14 protein-coding genes and 1 pseudogene are annotated in these 17,302 nt (G+C 65.2%); 10 read left to right on the top strand and 5 right to left on the bottom strand.

Translation table 11 applies throughout. The annotated features are described in order from the left end of the window. The first annotated feature begins 121 nt into the window (after positions 1-121). Positions 122-406 (top strand): TonB-dependent receptor plug domain-containing protein, encoded by a 285-nt coding sequence (locus ABIB00_RS33605; protein WP_354107318.1) that lies wholly within the window; start codon positions 122-124, stop codon positions 404-406. 12 nt (positions 407-418) lie between these two features. Here the strand turns inward: ABIB00_RS33605 and ABIB00_RS33600 are convergent, their stop codons facing one another. Then, positions 419-1,735, bottom strand: coding sequence for an alpha/beta hydrolase (locus ABIB00_RS33600; protein ID WP_354107317.1), 1,317 nt, complete (start codon positions 1,733-1,735; stop codon positions 419-421). A 295-nt stretch (positions 1,736-2,030) separates the two neighbouring features. Between ABIB00_RS33600 and blaBJP the strand changes: the two genes are divergently transcribed. Further along, positions 2,031-2,915: a BJP family subclass B3 metallo-beta-lactamase gene (gene blaBJP, locus ABIB00_RS33595; RefSeq protein ID WP_354107316.1), complete on the top strand. Its 885-nt coding sequence runs from the start codon at positions 2,031-2,033 to the stop codon at positions 2,913-2,915. A 77-nt stretch (positions 2,916-2,992) separates the two neighbouring features. Continuing rightward, positions 2,993-3,184, top strand: a pseudogene (locus ABIB00_RS33590) (EAL domain-containing protein); the annotation flags it as partial. A gap of 7 nt (positions 3,185-3,191) precedes the next feature. Here the strand turns inward: ABIB00_RS33590 and hutU are convergent. The 3 genes from hutU to hutI are packed head-to-tail and all read right to left on the bottom strand — an operon-like array spanning position 3,192 to position 7,646. Next, the gene (gene hutU, locus ABIB00_RS33585) at positions 3,192-4,862 is read right to left on the bottom strand and encodes a urocanate hydratase (protein WP_354107314.1); all 1,671 of its coding nucleotides are present in this window, start codon (positions 4,860-4,862) and stop codon (positions 3,192-3,194) included. A gap of 13 nt (positions 4,863-4,875) precedes the next feature. Beyond that, positions 4,876-6,435 (bottom strand): histidine ammonia-lyase, encoded by a 1,560-nt coding sequence (gene hutH, locus ABIB00_RS33580; protein WP_354107313.1) that lies wholly within the window; start codon positions 6,433-6,435, stop codon positions 4,876-4,878. Further along, positions 6,432-7,646, bottom strand: coding sequence for an imidazolonepropionase (gene hutI / locus ABIB00_RS33575; protein ID WP_354107312.1), 1,215 nt, complete (start codon positions 7,644-7,646; stop codon positions 6,432-6,434). Before hutI ends, hutH begins: the two co-directional genes overlap by 4 nt. Before the next feature lie 84 nt (positions 7,647-7,730). On the opposite strand from hutI, the gene ABIB00_RS33570 reads away from it, so the two are divergent. From ABIB00_RS33570 to ABIB00_RS33540, 7 genes are all read left to right on the top strand, one after another. Further along, positions 7,731-9,089: a formimidoylglutamate deiminase gene (locus ABIB00_RS33570; protein ID WP_354107311.1), complete on the top strand. Its 1,359-nt coding sequence runs from the start codon at positions 7,731-7,733 to the stop codon at positions 9,087-9,089. Beyond that, positions 9,086-9,814, top strand: a complete 729-nt coding sequence (gene hutC / locus ABIB00_RS33565; RefSeq protein ID WP_247349619.1) for a histidine utilization transcriptional repressor HutC — start codon at positions 9,086-9,088, stop codon at positions 9,812-9,814. Before ABIB00_RS33570 ends, hutC begins: the two co-directional genes overlap by 4 nt. 106 nt (positions 9,815-9,920) lie before the next feature. Next, entirely contained in the window at positions 9,921-10,865 is a 945-nt protein-coding gene (locus ABIB00_RS33560) for an ABC transporter substrate-binding protein (protein ID WP_354107310.1), read from the top strand. 72 nt (positions 10,866-10,937) lie between these two features. Continuing rightward, positions 10,938-11,711, top strand: coding sequence for an ABC transporter permease (locus ABIB00_RS33555; protein WP_247349666.1), 774 nt, complete (start codon positions 10,938-10,940; stop codon positions 11,709-11,711). Further along, a complete protein-coding gene (locus ABIB00_RS33550) occupies positions 11,708-12,493 on the top strand; it encodes an ABC transporter ATP-binding protein (RefSeq protein WP_247349621.1) in 786 nt (261 codons plus the stop codon). Before ABIB00_RS33555 ends, ABIB00_RS33550 begins: the two co-directional genes overlap by 4 nt. Next, complete coding sequence (locus ABIB00_RS33545) at positions 12,486-13,718, top strand: Zn-dependent hydrolase (RefSeq protein WP_354107309.1); 1,233 nt, start codon at positions 12,486-12,488, stop codon at positions 13,716-13,718. Before ABIB00_RS33550 ends, ABIB00_RS33545 begins: the two co-directional genes overlap by 8 nt. Before the next feature lie 1,156 nt (positions 13,719-14,874). Beyond that, on the top strand, positions 14,875-16,014 hold the full coding sequence (locus ABIB00_RS33540) for an MFS transporter (RefSeq protein WP_354107308.1): 1,140 nt from the start codon (positions 14,875-14,877) through the stop codon (positions 16,012-16,014). A gap of 6 nt (positions 16,015-16,020) precedes the next feature. Here ABIB00_RS33540 and ABIB00_RS33535 read toward each other — a convergent pair whose 3' ends face one another. Beyond that, on the bottom strand, positions 16,021-17,010 hold the full coding sequence (locus ABIB00_RS33535; protein ID WP_354107307.1) for a Bug family tripartite tricarboxylate transporter substrate binding protein: 990 nt from the start codon (positions 17,008-17,010) through the stop codon (positions 16,021-16,023). Positions 17,011-17,302: the final 292 nt, after the last annotated feature.

Here is a 17,302-nt window from a genome sequence, read left to right as displayed (position 1 = left end):
CGCCCATTGGGCGTCAGTCAAAACGAATCGGTCCATCCCAAGCTTGAATCACAACCAAGCCCCGATGAGAATCCTGAATCCCAACAGACCCTAGGCTGACGCCCCGAATATGGGAGATCGCATGCCCGCAAAATCATTGCGACTGGTCGTGATCGCGGCCCTCTTCGTTTCGCAGGGAGCCTTTGCCGCGTCCGGTAAACGGCCGCAGCACACGTCCTCTACAGCGCCCGCCACCGATCCGGCCGCACCCTACAAGGCCGACCGGCCCTCTTCCTCGCGCGGAGAGACGATCCTCAACACGCCCGGCCAGACCACCGTGCTGACTCGTCAGGTCCTCGACGACAAGAACGCGACGAGCCTCAAGGACGCCATGCGCTCGACCGCCGGCGTGACGATCGGGCGTTAGGCTTCTTCGCGCTCAGGGGATCGGATAGCCCTTCCAGACCCACTCCAGCGCCGACGGCAGCGTCTGCGCGATCGTCGGACGGTCGACGTGCTTGGCGTTGCGCACGAACAGGAACTGATAATGATAGCCCTTCTCCGCCAGCACCTTGGCCGTCAGCGCGTTGGACAGGGTCCAGTCGTGCATGCCGTCGGGAATGGTGGGGTTCGGATAGAACAGGTCCTGATCACCGCCGAAAAACCAGAAGCGGATCGGCTTGGTCGGTGCGGCGACGATCAGCGGTGCGCCAGGCGGCTCAGCCGGCGTGAGCACGCCGGCCTTCGAGATGAGGTTGGGTGTGGCCGGCCCCGTCCATGCGCTGTGATATTCCCAGGCGCCGCCGCGCAGCGACGGATCATACGGCCATTGCTGGTTGACCATGGTCGGCGAGAAGGCCAGCACGCGGTGATAGAGTTCGGGATAGAACCACGCCATGGTGAAGGCCGCCACGCCGCTCGAACTCAGCCCCATGGTCGCACGCCCATCGGGATTTTTGGTCAGCCTGACGTCGGCGTTCTTTTCGACCAGCGGCAGCACTTCACGCTCGACGAACTGCGCGTAGGCACCTGACACCGCGTCATATTCCCGCCCGCGCTGGCTGCCCTGTGCGTCCTGCCCGCCATTGCCGATCTGGATCGCGATCATCGGCGGCACGCGACGCTGCGCGATCAGATTGTCGAGCGTGGTGCCGAGATCCTTGTAGGCGTTGGAGCCGCCGTCGCCGACCACGATGAACGGCGCCTCGGTGCCGTGCACATATTGCGCCGGCACATAGACGTCGATGGTACGCGACCAGATACCTGGGTGGCTGGTGGTGACGATCATGTGCGACTTATCACCAGGCGCCGTGACGGTCGTCATGATCGAGGAATTGGTGCAACCGGCGGCGTCGTCGCGGATCAGGCCGGGATTGTAGATCGTGCTCTCCTTCGACGACAGCGTGAAGGATTTTGTGGTGCCGCGCGGCACGCCCTCCTTTGCGATCGTCTCCGGCGCTGGATTGTGGGTGGGACCGATGATGAAATTGCCCTCAGCCCCCGGTGGCGGCAGCGTTCCGTCAGGCAGCTCGGTCGCGCGCGGGTAGCGGGCATTGGAGGGGTCACGCGTCGGAGGCGTCGTCTTGAAGTCGAGACCTGTCGTATCAATGAAGAACGGGGCCGCCTTGTCGGTGCTGTTGGCCCCAGGCGGCACAGCCATGTTCTGGGTGACGCAGGCCGGCTGCGAGACGGCAATCGAAGTGAAGGAGACGAGGGAAATCAGCGTCCCCGCAAGGACGGACAACGAATTGGTCATTTCAGCTCCCGGTGCCGACGAGTCTTTCTGGCTCGTCTTGACGCAAAGTATGGCGAGCTGCCTGCGCGCGGTCAAACCCCACTTGGCCGCGTTGCAGCAATTGCCGCCATGCTCAAACCGGACAGGCACCGTTATTCCGCGCATGCCACGAAATTTTGCAGACACGTGGCCGTTGCTGCCGCATCTCGCACGACGTAGCTTGCCGGCCGGCCGCGCCGCGCGACGGCCGCGCCCGGTCAAAACGACAAGAACACTCTGCAAGAACACTCTGCAAGAACACTCTGGGAGACAAACGATGAAGAAGCTCACGGCCGCGCTCTGCGCGCTGGCGTTCCTCGCAACCGGCGCGCAGGCGCAGACCGTCAAGGATTTCATTGCCGCGGTCACCAAGAAATGGACCACGCCGTTCGAGCCATTCCAGCTCATCGGCAATATCTACTATGTCGGCACCGATGGTATCGCCGTCTACGTCATCAAGACCTCGCAGGGCCTGATCCTGATGGATACGGCGCTGCCGCAGTCGACCGGCATGATTAAGGACAATATTGCGAAGCTCGGTCTCAAGGTCTCTGACATCAAGATCATTCTCAACACACACGCGCATTTCGACCACACCGGCGGCTTCGCCGAGATCAAGAAGGAGACCGGCGCTCAGCTCATCGCCGGCGAACGCGACAAGCCGCTGCTCGAAGGCGGCTACTATCCCGGCGACGAGAAGAACGAGGACCTCGCCTTCCCCGCGGTCAAGGTCGACCGCGCCGTGAAGGAAGGCGACAAGGTCACGCTCGGCGACACCACGCTGACTGCGCATTCAACCCCTGGCCACTCGCCCGGCTGTACGAGCTGGGAGATGACCGTCAAGGACGGCAGCCAGGATCGCGAGGTGCTGTTTTTCTGCAGCGGCACGGTGGCTCTCAACAGGCTGGTCGGCCAGCCGACCCATGCCGGCATTGTGGACGACTACCGCGCGACCTTCGCCAAGGTGAAGGCGATGAAGATCGACGTGCTGCTCGGGCCGCATCCGGAGGTCTATGGCATGCAGGCCAAGCGCGCGGAGATGAAGGACGGCGCACCGAACCCGTTCGTCAAACCGGGCGAACTCGCAACCTACGCAACCAGCCTGTCGGAAGATTTCGACAAGCAGCTTGCAAAGCAGACGGCGGCGCTCGAGAAGAAATAGCGACCGTCTTGCGCTATCTTCACCTCTCCTTCTCTGGGAGAGGTGAAGCTGGCATGTCGGCCCCCACCGTTGTCGGTGCGACAATACGTTGCGCCTGCGTCGCCGAGGGCGTCGAGACTCGCGCTCAGCTCGACACCCTGCGCCGGCTGGGATGCGACTTCATCCAGGGCTACTACTTCGCAAAGCCCATGCCTGCCGACGCAATCGACGATTATCTCACAAAGGAACGCCGGCGCCTCGGCGACGCCGGAGCCAAGGTCGTGGCCTGAGTCCCAGCTACTTCGCCAAGCTCGGCAGATCGAGACCCTTGTCGTGGGCGCATTCGATCGCAGTGTCGTAGCCCGCGTCGGCGTGGCGCATGACGCCGCTGGCAGGATCGTTCCAGAGCACGCGCGCGATCCGCTTCGCCGCTTCCGGCGTGCCGTCGGCGACGATCACCATGCCGGCATGCTGGGAATAGCCGATGCCGACGCCGCCGCCATGGTGCAGCGAGACCCAGGTCGCGCCGCTGGCGCAATTGAGCAGTGCGTTGAGCAAGGGCCAGTCGGACACGGCGTCCGATCCGTCCTTCATCGCCTCGGTTTCACGGTTGGGGCTCGCCACCGAGCCGCTGTCGAGATGATCGCGGCCGATCACGATGGGGGCCTTCAATTCGCCGCGCGCCACCATCTCGTTGAAGGCAAGGCCCAGGCGATCGCGATCGCCGAGGCCGACCCAGCAGATACGCGCCGGCAGGCCCTGGAACTTGATGCGCCCCTTGGCCATGTCGAGCCAATTGTGCAGATGCTTGTCGTCAGGCATCAGCTCCTTGACCTTGGCGTCGGTCTTGAAGATATCTTCAGGATCGCCCGACAGCGCGGCCCAGCGGAACGGCCCGACGCCGCGGCAGAACAAGGGACGGATATAGGCGGGAACGAAGCCCGGAAAATCAAAGGCATTCTTCAGGCCCATGTCCTGCGCCATCTGGCGGATGTTGTTGCCGTAGTCGAGCGTCGGAATGCCTTGCGCATGGAAATCCAGCATGGCCTGGACGTGCTCGACCATCGAGGTTTTCGAGGCGCGCTCCACGGTCTTGGGATCGGCGGCGCGCTTGGTCTCCCATTCGGCGAGCGTCCAGCCCTTCGGCAAATAGCCGTTGATCGGATCGTGCGCGCTGGTCTGGTCGGTGACGATGTCGGGCCTGACGCCGCGGCGGACCAGCTCGGGAAAAATCTCCGCGGCATTGCCGAGCAGGCCGACTGAGACCGCCTTCTTCGTCGTCGCCGCCTCCGCCATGATCGCAAGCGCCTCGTCGAGCGTCGCGGCCTGGCGATCGAGATAACCGGTGCGCAGCCGCATCTCGATGCGGCTCGGCTGGCATTCGACCGCCAGCATCGAAGCCCCTGCCATGGTTGCAGCCAGCGGCTGCGCGCCGCCCATGCCACCGAGACCGGCGGTGAGAATCCATTTGCCGGCGAGGCTGCCGCCATAATGGCGGCGCCCGACCTCAACGAAAGTTTCGTAAGTGCCCTGCACGATGCCCTGGCTGCCGATATAGATCCAGGAGCCGGCCGTCATCTGGCCGTACATCATCAGGCCCTTGCGATCGAGCTCGTTGAAATGATCGAGCGTCGCCCAGTGCGGCACGATGTTGGAGTTCGCGATCAGGACACGCGGCGCGTCGGCATGGGTACGGAACACGCCGACCGGCTTGCCGGACTGGACCAGCAGCGTCTCATCAGCTTCGAGCTTGCGCAAGGCCGCCGTGATCCGGTCAAAGCTCTCCCAGTCACGCGCGGCGCGGCCGATGCCGCCATAGACGACGAGCTCGCTCGGACGTTCTGCAACGTCGGGATCGAGATTGTTCATGAGCATGCGCAAGGGCGCTTCCGTCAACCAGCTCTTTGCGCTGATTTCGCTGCCGCGGGGCGCGCGGATAGTGCGGTCATTGTCCAGTCGGCGGTTCATGCGGAACACCTCGTCAAGCAAGTGTCGGAAACGGGTCAGTTGAATGCGCGGCGAGCGCCGCCGCCGGCAGCGCGTCGGCTTCGACCAGCGCTGCAGCCTTGGCGAGATCGCCGGCCATGTAGCGGTCGGCACCAAGCGCCGGCACCTGCTCGCGCAGTGCGGCGATCACGGCAACGAGTGGCGCGCTCGTCGAATGCGGCGCGCGCAGCGCGATACCTTGGGCCGCGACCAAGAGCTCGATCCCGAGGATGGCGGCAAGATTGTCGGCCATGTCCGACAGGCGTCGTGCAGCATGCGCGGCCATCGAGACGTGGTCTTCCTGGTTGGCACTGGTCGGCGTCGAGTCGATCGAGCAGGCGGCCGCGCGCTGCTTGTTCTCGGCATAAAGCGCGGCCGCCGTCACCTCGGCGATCATGAAGCCGGAATTGATACCGGGATCTGGAGTCAGGAACGGCGGCAGGCCGAAATTGAGCGCGGGATCGACCAGCGTCGCGATGCGCCGCTCGCTGATCGCGCCGATCTCCGACAGCGCCAGCGCGATGGTGTCCGCCGCAAAGGCGACCGGCTCGGCGTGAAAATTGCCGCCGGAGACGATCTCGCCGGTCTCGATCAGTACGAGCGGATTGTCGGTGACGGCATTGGCCTCGACGATCAACGTGCGCGCGGCCTGCATGATCAGGTCGAGCGCCGCGCCCGCGACCTGTGGCTGGCAGCGCAGGCAATAGGGATCCTGCACGCGCTCGTCGCCTTCGAGATGCGACAGGCGGATGTCGCTGCCGTCGAGCAGCGCCATCAAGGTTGCCGCAGCCGCGATCTGTCCGGAATGGCCGCGCAGCGCCTGGATCTCGGGGCGGAACGGCGCCGTCGAGGCCATCGCCGCATCTACCGACAGCGCGCCGGTGACGAGCGCGGCGCGAGCCAGGCGAAATGCGCGCAGCACGCCAGCGACGGCATAGGCGGTCGAGAACTGCGTGCCGTTGATCAGTGCGAGCCCTTCCTTGGGACCGAGCGTCAGTGACGTCAGGCCGACTGCGCCGAGCGCGTCGCTGCCCGATACGGTCTTGCCGTCGACGATCGCCTGTCCTTCGCCGATCATCACTGCGGTCATGTGCGCGAGCGGCGCGAGGTCACCGGAAGCGCCGACCGAACCCTGCTGCGGCACCAGCGGATAGACGCGCCGCGCCAGCATGGCCTGCAACTGCTCGATCACCTCGCGGCGCACGCCGGAGGCGCCGCGCCCGAGCGAGATGATCTTCAGCGCCATCATCAGGCGGACGATCGGCTCGGGCGTCGCCAGGCCGACGCCGCAGCAATGCGAGACGATGAGGTTGCGCTGAAGCAGCGCGGTCTGATCCGGCGGTATCCGCTTCGACGCCAGCTTCCCGAAGCCGGTGTTGATCCCGTAGACGGGCGCATCGGCCCGCGCGGCCTTCGCGACGATCTCCGCAGCGGCCTCGACACGCAGCCAGAACGACGGATCGAGCACCACGGATTCCCCCGCAAGTACGCGTACGAGATCGTCGAGGCTGACCGTCCCCGGCTTGACGACGATCGCTGCTCTCTGCTCCGTCACTGTCCCCTCCACACGCGGCGGTGCAGCGGATTGAAGCCGATGCGATAGACCAACTCGGCGGGACGCTCGATGTCCCAGATGGCGAGGTCGCACCATTTGCCGGCTTCGAGCGTGCCGGTTTCGTTCAGCACGCCGAGCGCGCGCGCGCCTTCACGGGTGACACCGGCCAGGCATTCGGCCACGTTCATCCGGAACAGCGTCGCACCCATGTTCATGGCGAGCAGGAGCGAAGTCAGCGGCGAGCTGCCCGGATTGCAGTCGGTCGCCAGCGCCATGGGAACGCCGTGCATGCGGAATGCCTCGACCGGCGGTTTTTGCGTCTCGCGGATGAAGTAGAAGGCGCCGGGCAGCAGCACGGCCACCGTTCCAGCCTTCGCCAGCGCCGCTGCACCGGCTTCGTCGGTGTACTCGAGGTGATCGGCCGACAACGCCGAGAATTTCGCGGCAAGCGCAGCGCCGCCGAGGTTCGAGAGCTGGTCGGCATGCAGCTTGACCGGCAGTCCAAGCCGCCCCGCCGTCTCGAACACCCGCTCCGTCTGCTCACAGGAAAATGCGATACCTTCCATGAAGGCATCGACGGCATCGGCGAGGCCTGCCTTTGCTATCGCCGGCAACATCTCCTCGCAGACGAGATCGATGTAGCGATCCTTGTCGCCATCGGCCTCTGGCGGCAGCGCATGCGCGCCGAGAAACGACGTGCGGATCGTAACCAGCCGCTGGCGGTCGAGGCTGCGCGCGGCGGCAAGCTGCCGCATCTCGGTCTCGATGTCCAAGCCGTAGCCGGACTTGATCTCGACGGTGGTGGCGCCCTCGCCGATCAGCGCATCGAGGCGCGGCAGCGCGTGTGCTGCGAGCTCGGCCTCGCTCGCCTTGCGTGTCGCGGCCACTGTCGAGACGATGCCGCCGCCAGCGCGCGCAATCTCCTCGTAGCTCGCGCCCTTCAGGCGCAGCTCGAATTCATGGGCGCGGTTGCCGCCATAGACCAGATGGGTGTGGCAATCGACGACGCCGGGCGTGATCCAGCGCCCTTCGCAATCGATCCGGTCGGCGGCCTCGGCATCCGCCGGAAAATCGGACCGCGCACCTGCATAGACGATACGGCCGTCGCGCACCGCAATCACGCCGTGCTCGATCTCACCGAGATTGGGACGATCGGCCCGCATCGTGGCGAGCCGGGCGTTATGCCAGATCCGGTCGAAGCGCTCTGCCATGCAACTGTCCCTTCGCGTGGGATGCTTGACTTATATGTCTAGACATATAATCGTGGGGCGGTTCTGTCCAGCCGGCATGGAAACATGACACGCCTGCATTTCGCCTCCGCGCTCCTGCCCTCGGGCTGGGCCAATGACGTGCAGGTGGTGATCACCGCCGGCGCGATCGGCGAGGTGACGCCGGACGTCGCGCCGACCGCCGGCGACGAACGCCACGGCATTGCACTTCCTGGACTTGCGAGCCTGCACAGCCACGCCTTCCAGCGCGGCATGGCGGGACTTGCAGAAATGCGCGGCGACAGTACCGACACCTTCTGGACCTGGCGCGAGACGATGTATCGCTTCGCGCTGGCGATGACGCCGGATGACGTCGCCGCCGTCGCGACGCTGCTTTATGTCGAGATGCTGGAGCAGGGTTTTACCCGCGTCGGCGAATTCCATTATCTGCATCACGATCGCGACGGCTCGCGTTACGCCGACCCCGGCGAAATGGCCGCGCGCATTGCGCAGGCCGCCGAAGCCTCGGGCATTGCGCTGACGCTGCTACCGAGTTTTTACGCGCATGGTCGCTTCGGCGGCGCCGCGCCGCATGTCGGTCAGCGCCGCTTCATCTGTACGGTCGATCAGTTCGCTGATTTGACGAGCGCCTCGCGCAAGGCGATCGCAACATTGCCCGGCGCGAATATCGGCATCGCGCCGCACAGTTTGCGCGCGGTGACGCCGGACGAGCTTGCAGCGATCATTCCGCTCGCGGACGGCGGACCGGTGCACATTCACGCCGCCGAGCAGGTGAAGGAGGTCGAGGATTGCCTGGCCTGGTCCGGACGGCGTCCGGTGCAATGGCTGCTGGAGCACGCGCCCGTCGACCGACGCTGGTGCCTCATCCACGCGACCCACATGACGGATGAAGAAGTCACCGCATTCGCCAGGACCGGCGCGGTCGCCGGCCTCTGCCCCATCACCGAGGCGAGCCTCGGCGACGGCATCTTTCCGGCGCGCGAATTTCTCGATGCCGGCGGCGCCTTCGGTGTAGGCACCGATTCCAATGTGCTCGTCGGCGCCGCCGACGAGCTGCGCCAGCTCGAATACGGTCAGCGGCTCAAGCACCGCGAGCGGAACGTGCTCTCCGCTGGCGCAGGCCGCTCGACGGGACGCGCCCTGTTCGATCATGCGCTCGCGGGTGGTGCGCGGGCACTGGCGCAGACGTCAGTCGGCCTCATGCCAGGTGCACGCGCCGACATCGTCACGCTCGACACCACGCATCCCTCGCTGGCGGGGCGCGCGCGCGACGCCGCCATCGACGGCTGGATCTTTGCCGCGGGCAGCGGTGCAATCGATTGCGTCTGGGCCGGTGGCGACAAGGTCGTCGAGGGCGGCCGGCACAGACTGCGCCAGGTCGCACGCGACCACTTCAGCGCGTCTGTGCGGAGGCTCGTGGCATGAGCCTCGCCACTGATACAGCGGAGCAGCCGTCGCTCTACAAACGGATCCGCGCCGATATCGAGAAGCGTATCCTGACCGGCGAGTGGCCACCGGGGCATCGCATTCCGTTCGAGCACGAACTGGTCGCGCGTTACGGCTGCTCGCGCATGACCGTAAACAAGGCGCTGTCGGAGCTCGCGCAAGCCGACCTGATCGAGCGGCGGCGACGTGCCGGCTCCTTCGTCCGCCGGCCGCAACATCAATCTGCCGTGCTCAAGATCGCCGACATTCGCGCCGAGATCACCGCGCTCGGCCGCGGCTACGGCTACGAGCTGATCGGCCGCAAGCTGCGCGCTGCGACCGCTGCCGACCGCGAGCGTCTTGGCGTCAAGAAGGCCGGCAAGGTGGTTGCGATCACCTGCCGGCACAGCGCCGACAACGTGCCTTTTGCGGTCGAGGACAGGCTAATCGATCTTGCGTCGGTGCCGGATGCGGCGACCGCGGATTTCTCGCGCGAGCCGCCCGGCTCGTGGCTGCTTCACCATGTTCCATGGACAGAGGCCGAGCATACGATCAGCGCCATCGTTGCGGACGATCGCACGGCGGAAGCGCTCGACATCGCCCTCGGCGCGCCCTGCCTCGTGATCGACCGCTATACCTGGCGCAGCGCGCGCACGATCACCGCTGTGAGGCTGCTCTATCCCGGTGACTCTCACCGCCTTGTCGCCCGATTCAAGGGAGGCTGAGAGAGCGATGTCGGCACAAATCGTGCAACGCTTCGGGCAACGGTCCACAGGGGCCGACAGTGATCAACAGGACGTCAATCCATCGATCGGCAAGAGGACGACAATCATGCGTAGTTCGAAACTTTTCGCGACAATCATTGCGCTCACGGCCTCCACTCCCGTGCTCGCCGACGACATCAAGGTCGGCGTCGGCATCTCCGGATGGACCGGCTTCGCACCGCTGACGCTGGCGAAGGAAGCCGGCATCTTCAAGAAGAACGGCCTCGACGTCACCATCAAGAAGATTCCGCAGAAGGACCGCCATCTCGCGATCGCCTCCGGTGACGTCCAGTGCGCGGCGACCACCGTCGAGACCTGGATCTCCTGGAACGCCAACGGCGTCGCGACCAAGCAGATCTTCCAGCTCGACAAGAGCTTTGGTGCTGATGGCATGGCCGTGCGCAACGATCTCGCCGCGATCAAGGACCTGAAGGGCAAGACGGTTGCTGCTTCCGCGCCCGGCACCTCGCCCTATTTCGCGCTGGCCTGGATGCTCAAGAAGAACGGCTTGTCGGTGAAGGACGTCACCGTCGTGAACCTCGAGCCGGCCGCTGCCGCTCAAGCCTTCGTCTCCGGCCAGAACGACGCCGCGATGACCTACGAGCCGTATCTGTCGACGGTTCGTGCCGCGCCCGACAAGGGCAAGATCATCACGACCACGCTCGACTATCCGATCGTCATGGACACGTTCGGCTGCACGCCGAAATTCCTCACCGAGAACCCCAAAGCGGCCAAGGCGCTCGCCGACAGCTATTTCGAGGCCCTCGACATGATCGCCAAGGATCAGGCCAAGGCCTACGAGATCATGGGCGCCGACGTGAAGCAGAGCGGCGAGGCGTTCGGCAACTCGGCAAAGTATCTGCGCTGGCAGGACAAGGCCGCGAACCAGAAATTCTTCGCCGGCGATTTCCTGACCTTCAACAAGGAGGCCGCCGACCTCCTGCTCGAGATCGGCATCATCAAGGCCGCGCCGAAGGTGGAGGACCTCTTCGACGCGAGCTACATCAAGTAAACCTCCTGGGAGCCGCCGGCCCCGTCTCTCGGCGGGGCCGGTAAACTTGTTCACCGCCCGGATAGACCATTGATGCGTCCCCTCGATCCCGTGACGTCAAAGCAGCGCGTGGCTTACGGCCTTGCGTTCTTCGTGGTGTTCGTTGCCCTCTGGTCCTGGGCGACCTTCGGCGGCCACGTGTCGAAAGTGTTCCTCGCCAACCCGCTCACCATGGTGCAGGAGGGCGTCGATCTGATCGCCAAACAGGGCTTCCTGTTCGATATCGGCATGACGATCTGGCGCGTCGTCGGCGGCTTCGCGCTGGCCGCAATCATCGCGGTGCCGTTCGGCGTGGTGATGGGCGCGTACAAGCCGGTCGAGGCGTTCCTCGAGCCTTTCGTTTCCTTTGCACGCTATCTGCCGGCGTCCGCATTCATCCCGCTCCTGATCCTGTGGGCCGGCATCGGCGAACTGCAAAAGCTGCTCGTCATCTTCATCGGCTCGGTGTTCCAGATCATCCTGATGATCGCGGTGACCGTCGGCACGACGCGGCGCGATCTGGTCGAGGCGGCCTATACGTTAGGGGCCAGCGACCGCGGCATCATCCGCCGCGTGCTGCTCCCCTCCTCCGCACCGGAGATCGCCGAGATCCTGCGGCTGGTGCTGGGCTGGGCCTGGACCTATGTCATCGTCGCCGAACTGATTGGCTCCTCCTCCGGCATCGGCCACATGATCACCGACAGCCAGGCGCTGCTCAACACCGGCCAGATCATCTTCGGCATCATCGTGATCGGACTGATCGGCCTCGTCTCGGACTTCCTGTTCAAGGCGTTCAACGCGTGGCTGTTTCCCTGGAGGCTCGCATGACGACCCTCAAGATCGAACAGGTCTCGCGAACCTTTCCCGCGCGCCACGGCAACGCACCGACCAGGGCGCTGGAGCCGACCGATCTTGTGATCGGCAACAACGACTTCGTCACCATCCTCGGCCCCTCCGGCTGCGGCAAGTCCACGCTGCTTCGCATCGTCGCCGGCCTCGATCGCCCGACCGGCGGACGTGTGATGCTCGACGGACGCGAGGTGACCGGCCCGGGTGCCGACCGCGGCATGGTGTTCCAGTCCTACACGCTGTTTCCCTGGCTGACCGTACGCGAGAACATCGCCTTCGGCCTGCGCGAGCGTGGCGTGTCCGAGGCGGAGCGCCACAAGATCGCCGATACCTTCATCCGCCAGGTCGGGCTGTCCGGTTTCGAGAACCATTGGCCGAAACAGCTCTCCGGCGGCATGCAGCAGCGCACCGCAATCGCCCGTGCGCTCGCCAACGATCCGAAGATCCTGCTGCTCGACGAGCCCTTCGGCGCGCTCGACAACCAGACCCGCGCCTTGATGCAGGAAATGCTGCTCGGGATCTGGGAGCGCGACCAGAAGACTGTGCTGTTCGTGACCCACGACATCGAGGAAGCGATCTTCCTCGGCAGCCGCGTCATCGTCATGAGCGCACGCCCCGGCCGCATCAAGGCCGAGATCAATGTGGACCTGCCGCATCCGCGCTCCTACAAGATCAAGACCACGCCCGAATTCGTCCAGCTGAAGGAACGGCTGGTCGAGGAGATCCGTACCGAGGCGCTGAAGGTTGCCGAACATGCCTGACACGTTTTCGCGCGCAAACGGCGAACGGGTTCTCGCCGACCTCAATGCGCTCCGCGCCATCGGAGCCTACAAGACCGGGGTGCACAAGCCGACCTTCTCCGAGCCGCACAGGCTTTCGCTGGACTGGCTGGTGCAGAAGCTGCCCGACGCGGGCCTCACCGCCGCCATTGACGGCATCGGCAATGTCTTCGGCAGCAGCGCAAAGCGCGGACCCAAGCTGCTGGCGGGATCGCACCTGGAAAGCCAGAACTACGCCGGCTGGCTCGATGGCCCGCTCGGTGTCGTCTACGCGCTCGAAGCGGCCCGCGTGCTCAATGCCGATCCCTCGGTCAGCGGCGTGGTCGAAGTTGCCGCCTGGTGTGACGAGGAAGGACACTTCGGGCACTTCCTCGGTTCGCGCTCCTATGTCGGGCAAGTGACCGAGGCCGATATTGACGCGGCTCGCAACCGCACCAGTGGCCGCACCATGCGGGACGCGCTCGCCGACATGGGGTTCGCTGGACGATCGCGCGCTACCGCAGAGCCGGGTCGGCACGTCGGATATCTGGAAGCGCATATCGAACAGGGCGACACGCTCGAAAGCGGACGCCTTGCGGTCGGCGTCGTGACCTCCATCGTCGGCATCTGGCAATACCAGATCAATTTTGTCGGCGAGCAGAATCACGCCGGCACCACCCGCATGGCAGCGCGGAAGGATGCGGGCCTCGCGCTCGCAAAATTCTGCGTGGCGATCGACGGGCGTTTTCCTGCCGCGTGCGGTCCACGCACGGTCTGGACCACCGGCCGCATCACACTCGATCCCGGCGCGCCCAGCATCATTCCGGGCGGAGCCGAGATGCTGCTCCAGATCCGCGACGATGATCCTACCGTCATCGCGCGGCTGGAGCAGCTGCTGCGGAGCATGGCGGATGAGGCCAGCGCGAACGGCCCCTGCACCGTCACCGTGAAAAAGCTGCGCACCGGTGCGCCCGCCATGATGAACCCCGGCATTCAGGACGCGATCGAAGCGGCGAGCAAGGCGCTGGCGGACGGACGGTCCGTCCGCATGCCCAGCGGCGCCGGCCACGACGCGCAGATGCTTGCGACCGTCATGCCCGCAGGCATGTTGTTCGTACCGTCGATCGGCGGCATCAGCCATCACTGGACCGAGAACACCGCCGACGCCGACCTCGTCACCGGCGCGCAGGTGTTCGTCGACGCGTGCCGGAGGATACTCGGCGGTTAGAACGACGTGCCGCCGCCGAACCTCATGGTGATCGCTCAGTCTCTTCGGTGTCCCGGACAAGCTGCAACGCTATTGAGCGTTGCTGCGCAGAGCCGGGATCCAGAAGGCAACACGGCGCAATGCGGCAACATGGGCCCCGGCTCAGCAGCGCACCGCTCTGCTGGACGATGCTTCGCATCGCCAGGGAAGCGCTGCGCTGCGTCCGGGGCACGAGAGTTTGGCGCTCGCTCTCTCAAACCGTCATTGCGAGCGAAGCGAAGCAATCCAGAATCCCTCCGCGGAGGGATTCTGGATTGCTTCGTCGCAAGGGCTCCTCGCAATGACAGAGCAAGGGGCGGCATCGCCTTCCTCCAATGCACCTTTCAACTCGCAGACACGCCTTCGCATTCTCGCGGCTGATTTCGCCCGAGCTTTGCTTGGTCGCTTCACCCTCTTGTCCAAGAGGGTGCAGGGAAGGCCGGGTGCCGGCTGGCACCCGCGGTCCGCTGCGCGAAGATGTAGCGCAAAAGAACCGCACAGCAGCATACAGGTGTAGCCAATCACTCGGCCTTCCCTGCGCAGTGGCTTTACGGCTTATGCCGTGCTCTCCCGGGAGCCGAGTTCGTTTTGGCCTCCCTCACCTTCGCGAAAGTCACGGACATCGCGCCGGTTGACGCGAATGCCGCATCCGCAAAGGCTTGACCGTAGCAACGACGACCAGGACCACACGGTTTTGCCGTACGCACGGCTCGCTTGTCGCTACCGGTTTCGACGACGTTGTGCACGTTGCCGCCGACCTGATGACGAGCCGAACCTGACAGCGCCGCTCGTCGGCACGAAGTTCTGGGCTCACGGAGAGCAATCCGCCCTGCCCGCACTTTCGCGCCCGACGCTGTCGCGTCCACCGCAAGCCCGGCTCTACGACCATCACGACACATGGCCGCCCCTCAAGGGTGAGCCGGGATGGGCGATACATACGCCAATTCCGAATTTCGGTAAAGTGGAATATTTTCGCGCTGGCGGATTGACAGGGGAGCGACACAGGGCACAAAGCCTTGCGCGTCCACTTGCAGCTGGCGATGGCTGCCTGCGACAATTCGGGCACGCTGCGGACATAAAGGCGCGGCAATCGCAGGGCTTGTCGATTCACCCCCGCCCCGCTTCCCCCGGAGTTCCCATGCCTTCTGCCGACACGCCGGCGACACGCCTTGCGACCAGGCTTGCCTTCCTCGTCGCGGGCTTCGGCATCGCGTGCTGGGCACCGCTGGTACCGTTCGCGAAGGCGCGGCTCGCCGTCGATGACGGCATCCTCGGACTGCTCCTGCTCAGCCTCGGCATCGGCTCGGTCGTCGCGATGCTCCTGACCGGCATCATGAGCGCACGCCATGGCAGCAAGCCGATCATCATTGCGGGCGGGCTCGGTCTCGCTTTCGTCCTGTCCCTGCTGGCAATCGCGAGCGCGCCCGCGACGCTGGCGCTGGCACTGTTCGCATTCGGCGCCGCGCTCGGCTCCATCGACGTCGCCATGAACATCCACGCGGTGGAGGTGGAACGCGCCGCGGGACGCCCGCTGATGTCCGGCTTCCACGCGCTGTTCAGCATCGGCGGCTTTGCCGGGGCCGCGCTGATGACCGCGCTGCTCTCGCTGCGACTCGGTGCGCTCGCTTGCACGCTGATCTGCTCCGTCCTGATGCTGATCGCAATGCTGGCGACCTGGCCGCGCCTGCTTCGCTCCGTGCAGGTGCAGGAGGGGCCTCTGTTCGTGCTGCCGCATGGCTCCGTGCTCCTGCTCGCGCTGCTTTGCGCCATCACCTTCCTCGTCGAAGGCGCGATGCTCGATTGGGGCGCGCTACTCGTCATCGGCGCGGGCCTCGTCTCCGAAGCGCAAGGCGGGATCGGCTACATCGTGTTCTCGATCGCAATGACGATGGGGCGGCTCGGCGGCGACGCCGTCGTCGCGCGCATCGGAGACCGCACGACATTGGTCTGGGGCAGCCTCATTGCGATCGCGGGCTTCGCGGTCCTGCTCACGGCTCCCGTAGCAGTGGTCGGCGTCGGCGGCTTCCTGCTGATCGGCCTCGGCGCATCAAACCTCGTGCCGGTGCTGTTCCGCCGGGCGGCGAGGCAGAAGGTGATGCCCACGGGGCTCGCCGTCGCGGCGATCACGACCGCCGGCTACGCCGGCGTCCTCGTCGGTCCCGCCGGTGTCGGGTTCGTCGCACGTCTTGGCGGATTGCCGATGGCGTTCTGGCTCCTGGCTGCGCTGATGGGCCTCGTCACACTGTCGGCGCGCATTGTTACGCGCGCAGATGGCTGAGCGGCCTCACAAATTGCTCAGCCCGATCGATTTGATCACGGGCGCCAGGCTTGCGGATGTGGCCTCGACGATGCGCTGGAATTTATCGGGGCTTGAATCGTTGTCCGGCTCCATGCCCTGGGCGCGATAGCTCGCCAGAAGCGCCGGATCGGACATGGCCAGCCGCGTGGCCTGCGCGATCCGGTCGATGATGGCATCGTCGGTGTGCTTGGGTGCAAAAATGCCGAACCATCCCTCATAGCGAAGATCCGGCATGCCGGATTCGGCGGCAGTCGGAATCTCCGGTGCACCGCTCAGCCGCCTTTCGGTGGTGACCGCCAGCAGCCTGACCTTCCCGGCCTCGCTCAGCTCCTTCAATTGGACGGACATCACGCCAATGATGAGCGAGATCTGGCCGCTGACGAGGTCGTTGGCCGCCTGCGACATCCCCCGATAGGGCACGTGGACGATATCCAATGCGCCCGCCTGCTGCTTGAAGGATTCGCCGACCAGATGGTTTCCGGTGGCGATGCCGGGCGTCCCGTAGGACAGCTTTCCCGGATTGGCCTTTGCGTAGGCGATTAACTCGCGCAGATTTGCGGCAGGCAACGACGGATGGACGGCGAAGACCAGCGCAGTGCTGATTAGACGGTAGATGGCGCGGAAATCGTCAACGGAATAGCCGGGATTTGCCGAGGTCAGGGGAATGATGACCTGCGTGCTGCCGTTGCCGAGCAGCAGCGAGTAGCCGTCGGGCTCCTCGCGCGCAACCGCGGCAGTCCCGATCGCGCCGCCGGCACCGCCGATATAGTCGACGAAGGTCGGCCCGAGCAGCGATGACATCTTGTCGACCCAGGGACGCCCGATCTGGTCCCCCGCTCCGCCGGCCCCGTACGGATGCACGAGACGAATGGGACGAGACGGGTAGTCGGCGGCTTGTCCGCTGCGGGGAAGCGCGGCGAGCGCCGCTGCGCCCGACAACGCGCGCACGAATTGTCGCCGCGTGAAAGAGGCCATGCTGGAAATTCCGGAAGTCGGCAGTCAATGTGGTGGCGGGACCGGCTCCCGAACAATGCCATCGCAGCAATCCGCCATCACAGTCAATGCTCCATCCGGACGAGCCCTGGCGTCATCGCATTGTCACGTCGGCCTAACTCTTTACGCTGCAAGCGTTATTTCCGCGGCCTAGCCCACCCAAGCCGTCCGCGCAGGGCTGCCAGCCCTGCCCACTGCTTTCCGCCAGTTTACTGTACGCCTCGTTCTGATAGACGAGAAAGTAATACCTTTTGACTCCCTTCGAGGGGGCGAT

The sequence above is a fragment of the Bradyrhizobium sp. LB14.3 genome (assembly GCF_040547985.1).
Taxonomy (GTDB): Bacteria; Pseudomonadota; Alphaproteobacteria; order Rhizobiales; family Xanthobacteraceae; genus Bradyrhizobium.
The sequence above is the reverse complement of the archived record's forward strand: the minus strand, read 5'-3'. Positions and strand labels throughout refer to the sequence as shown.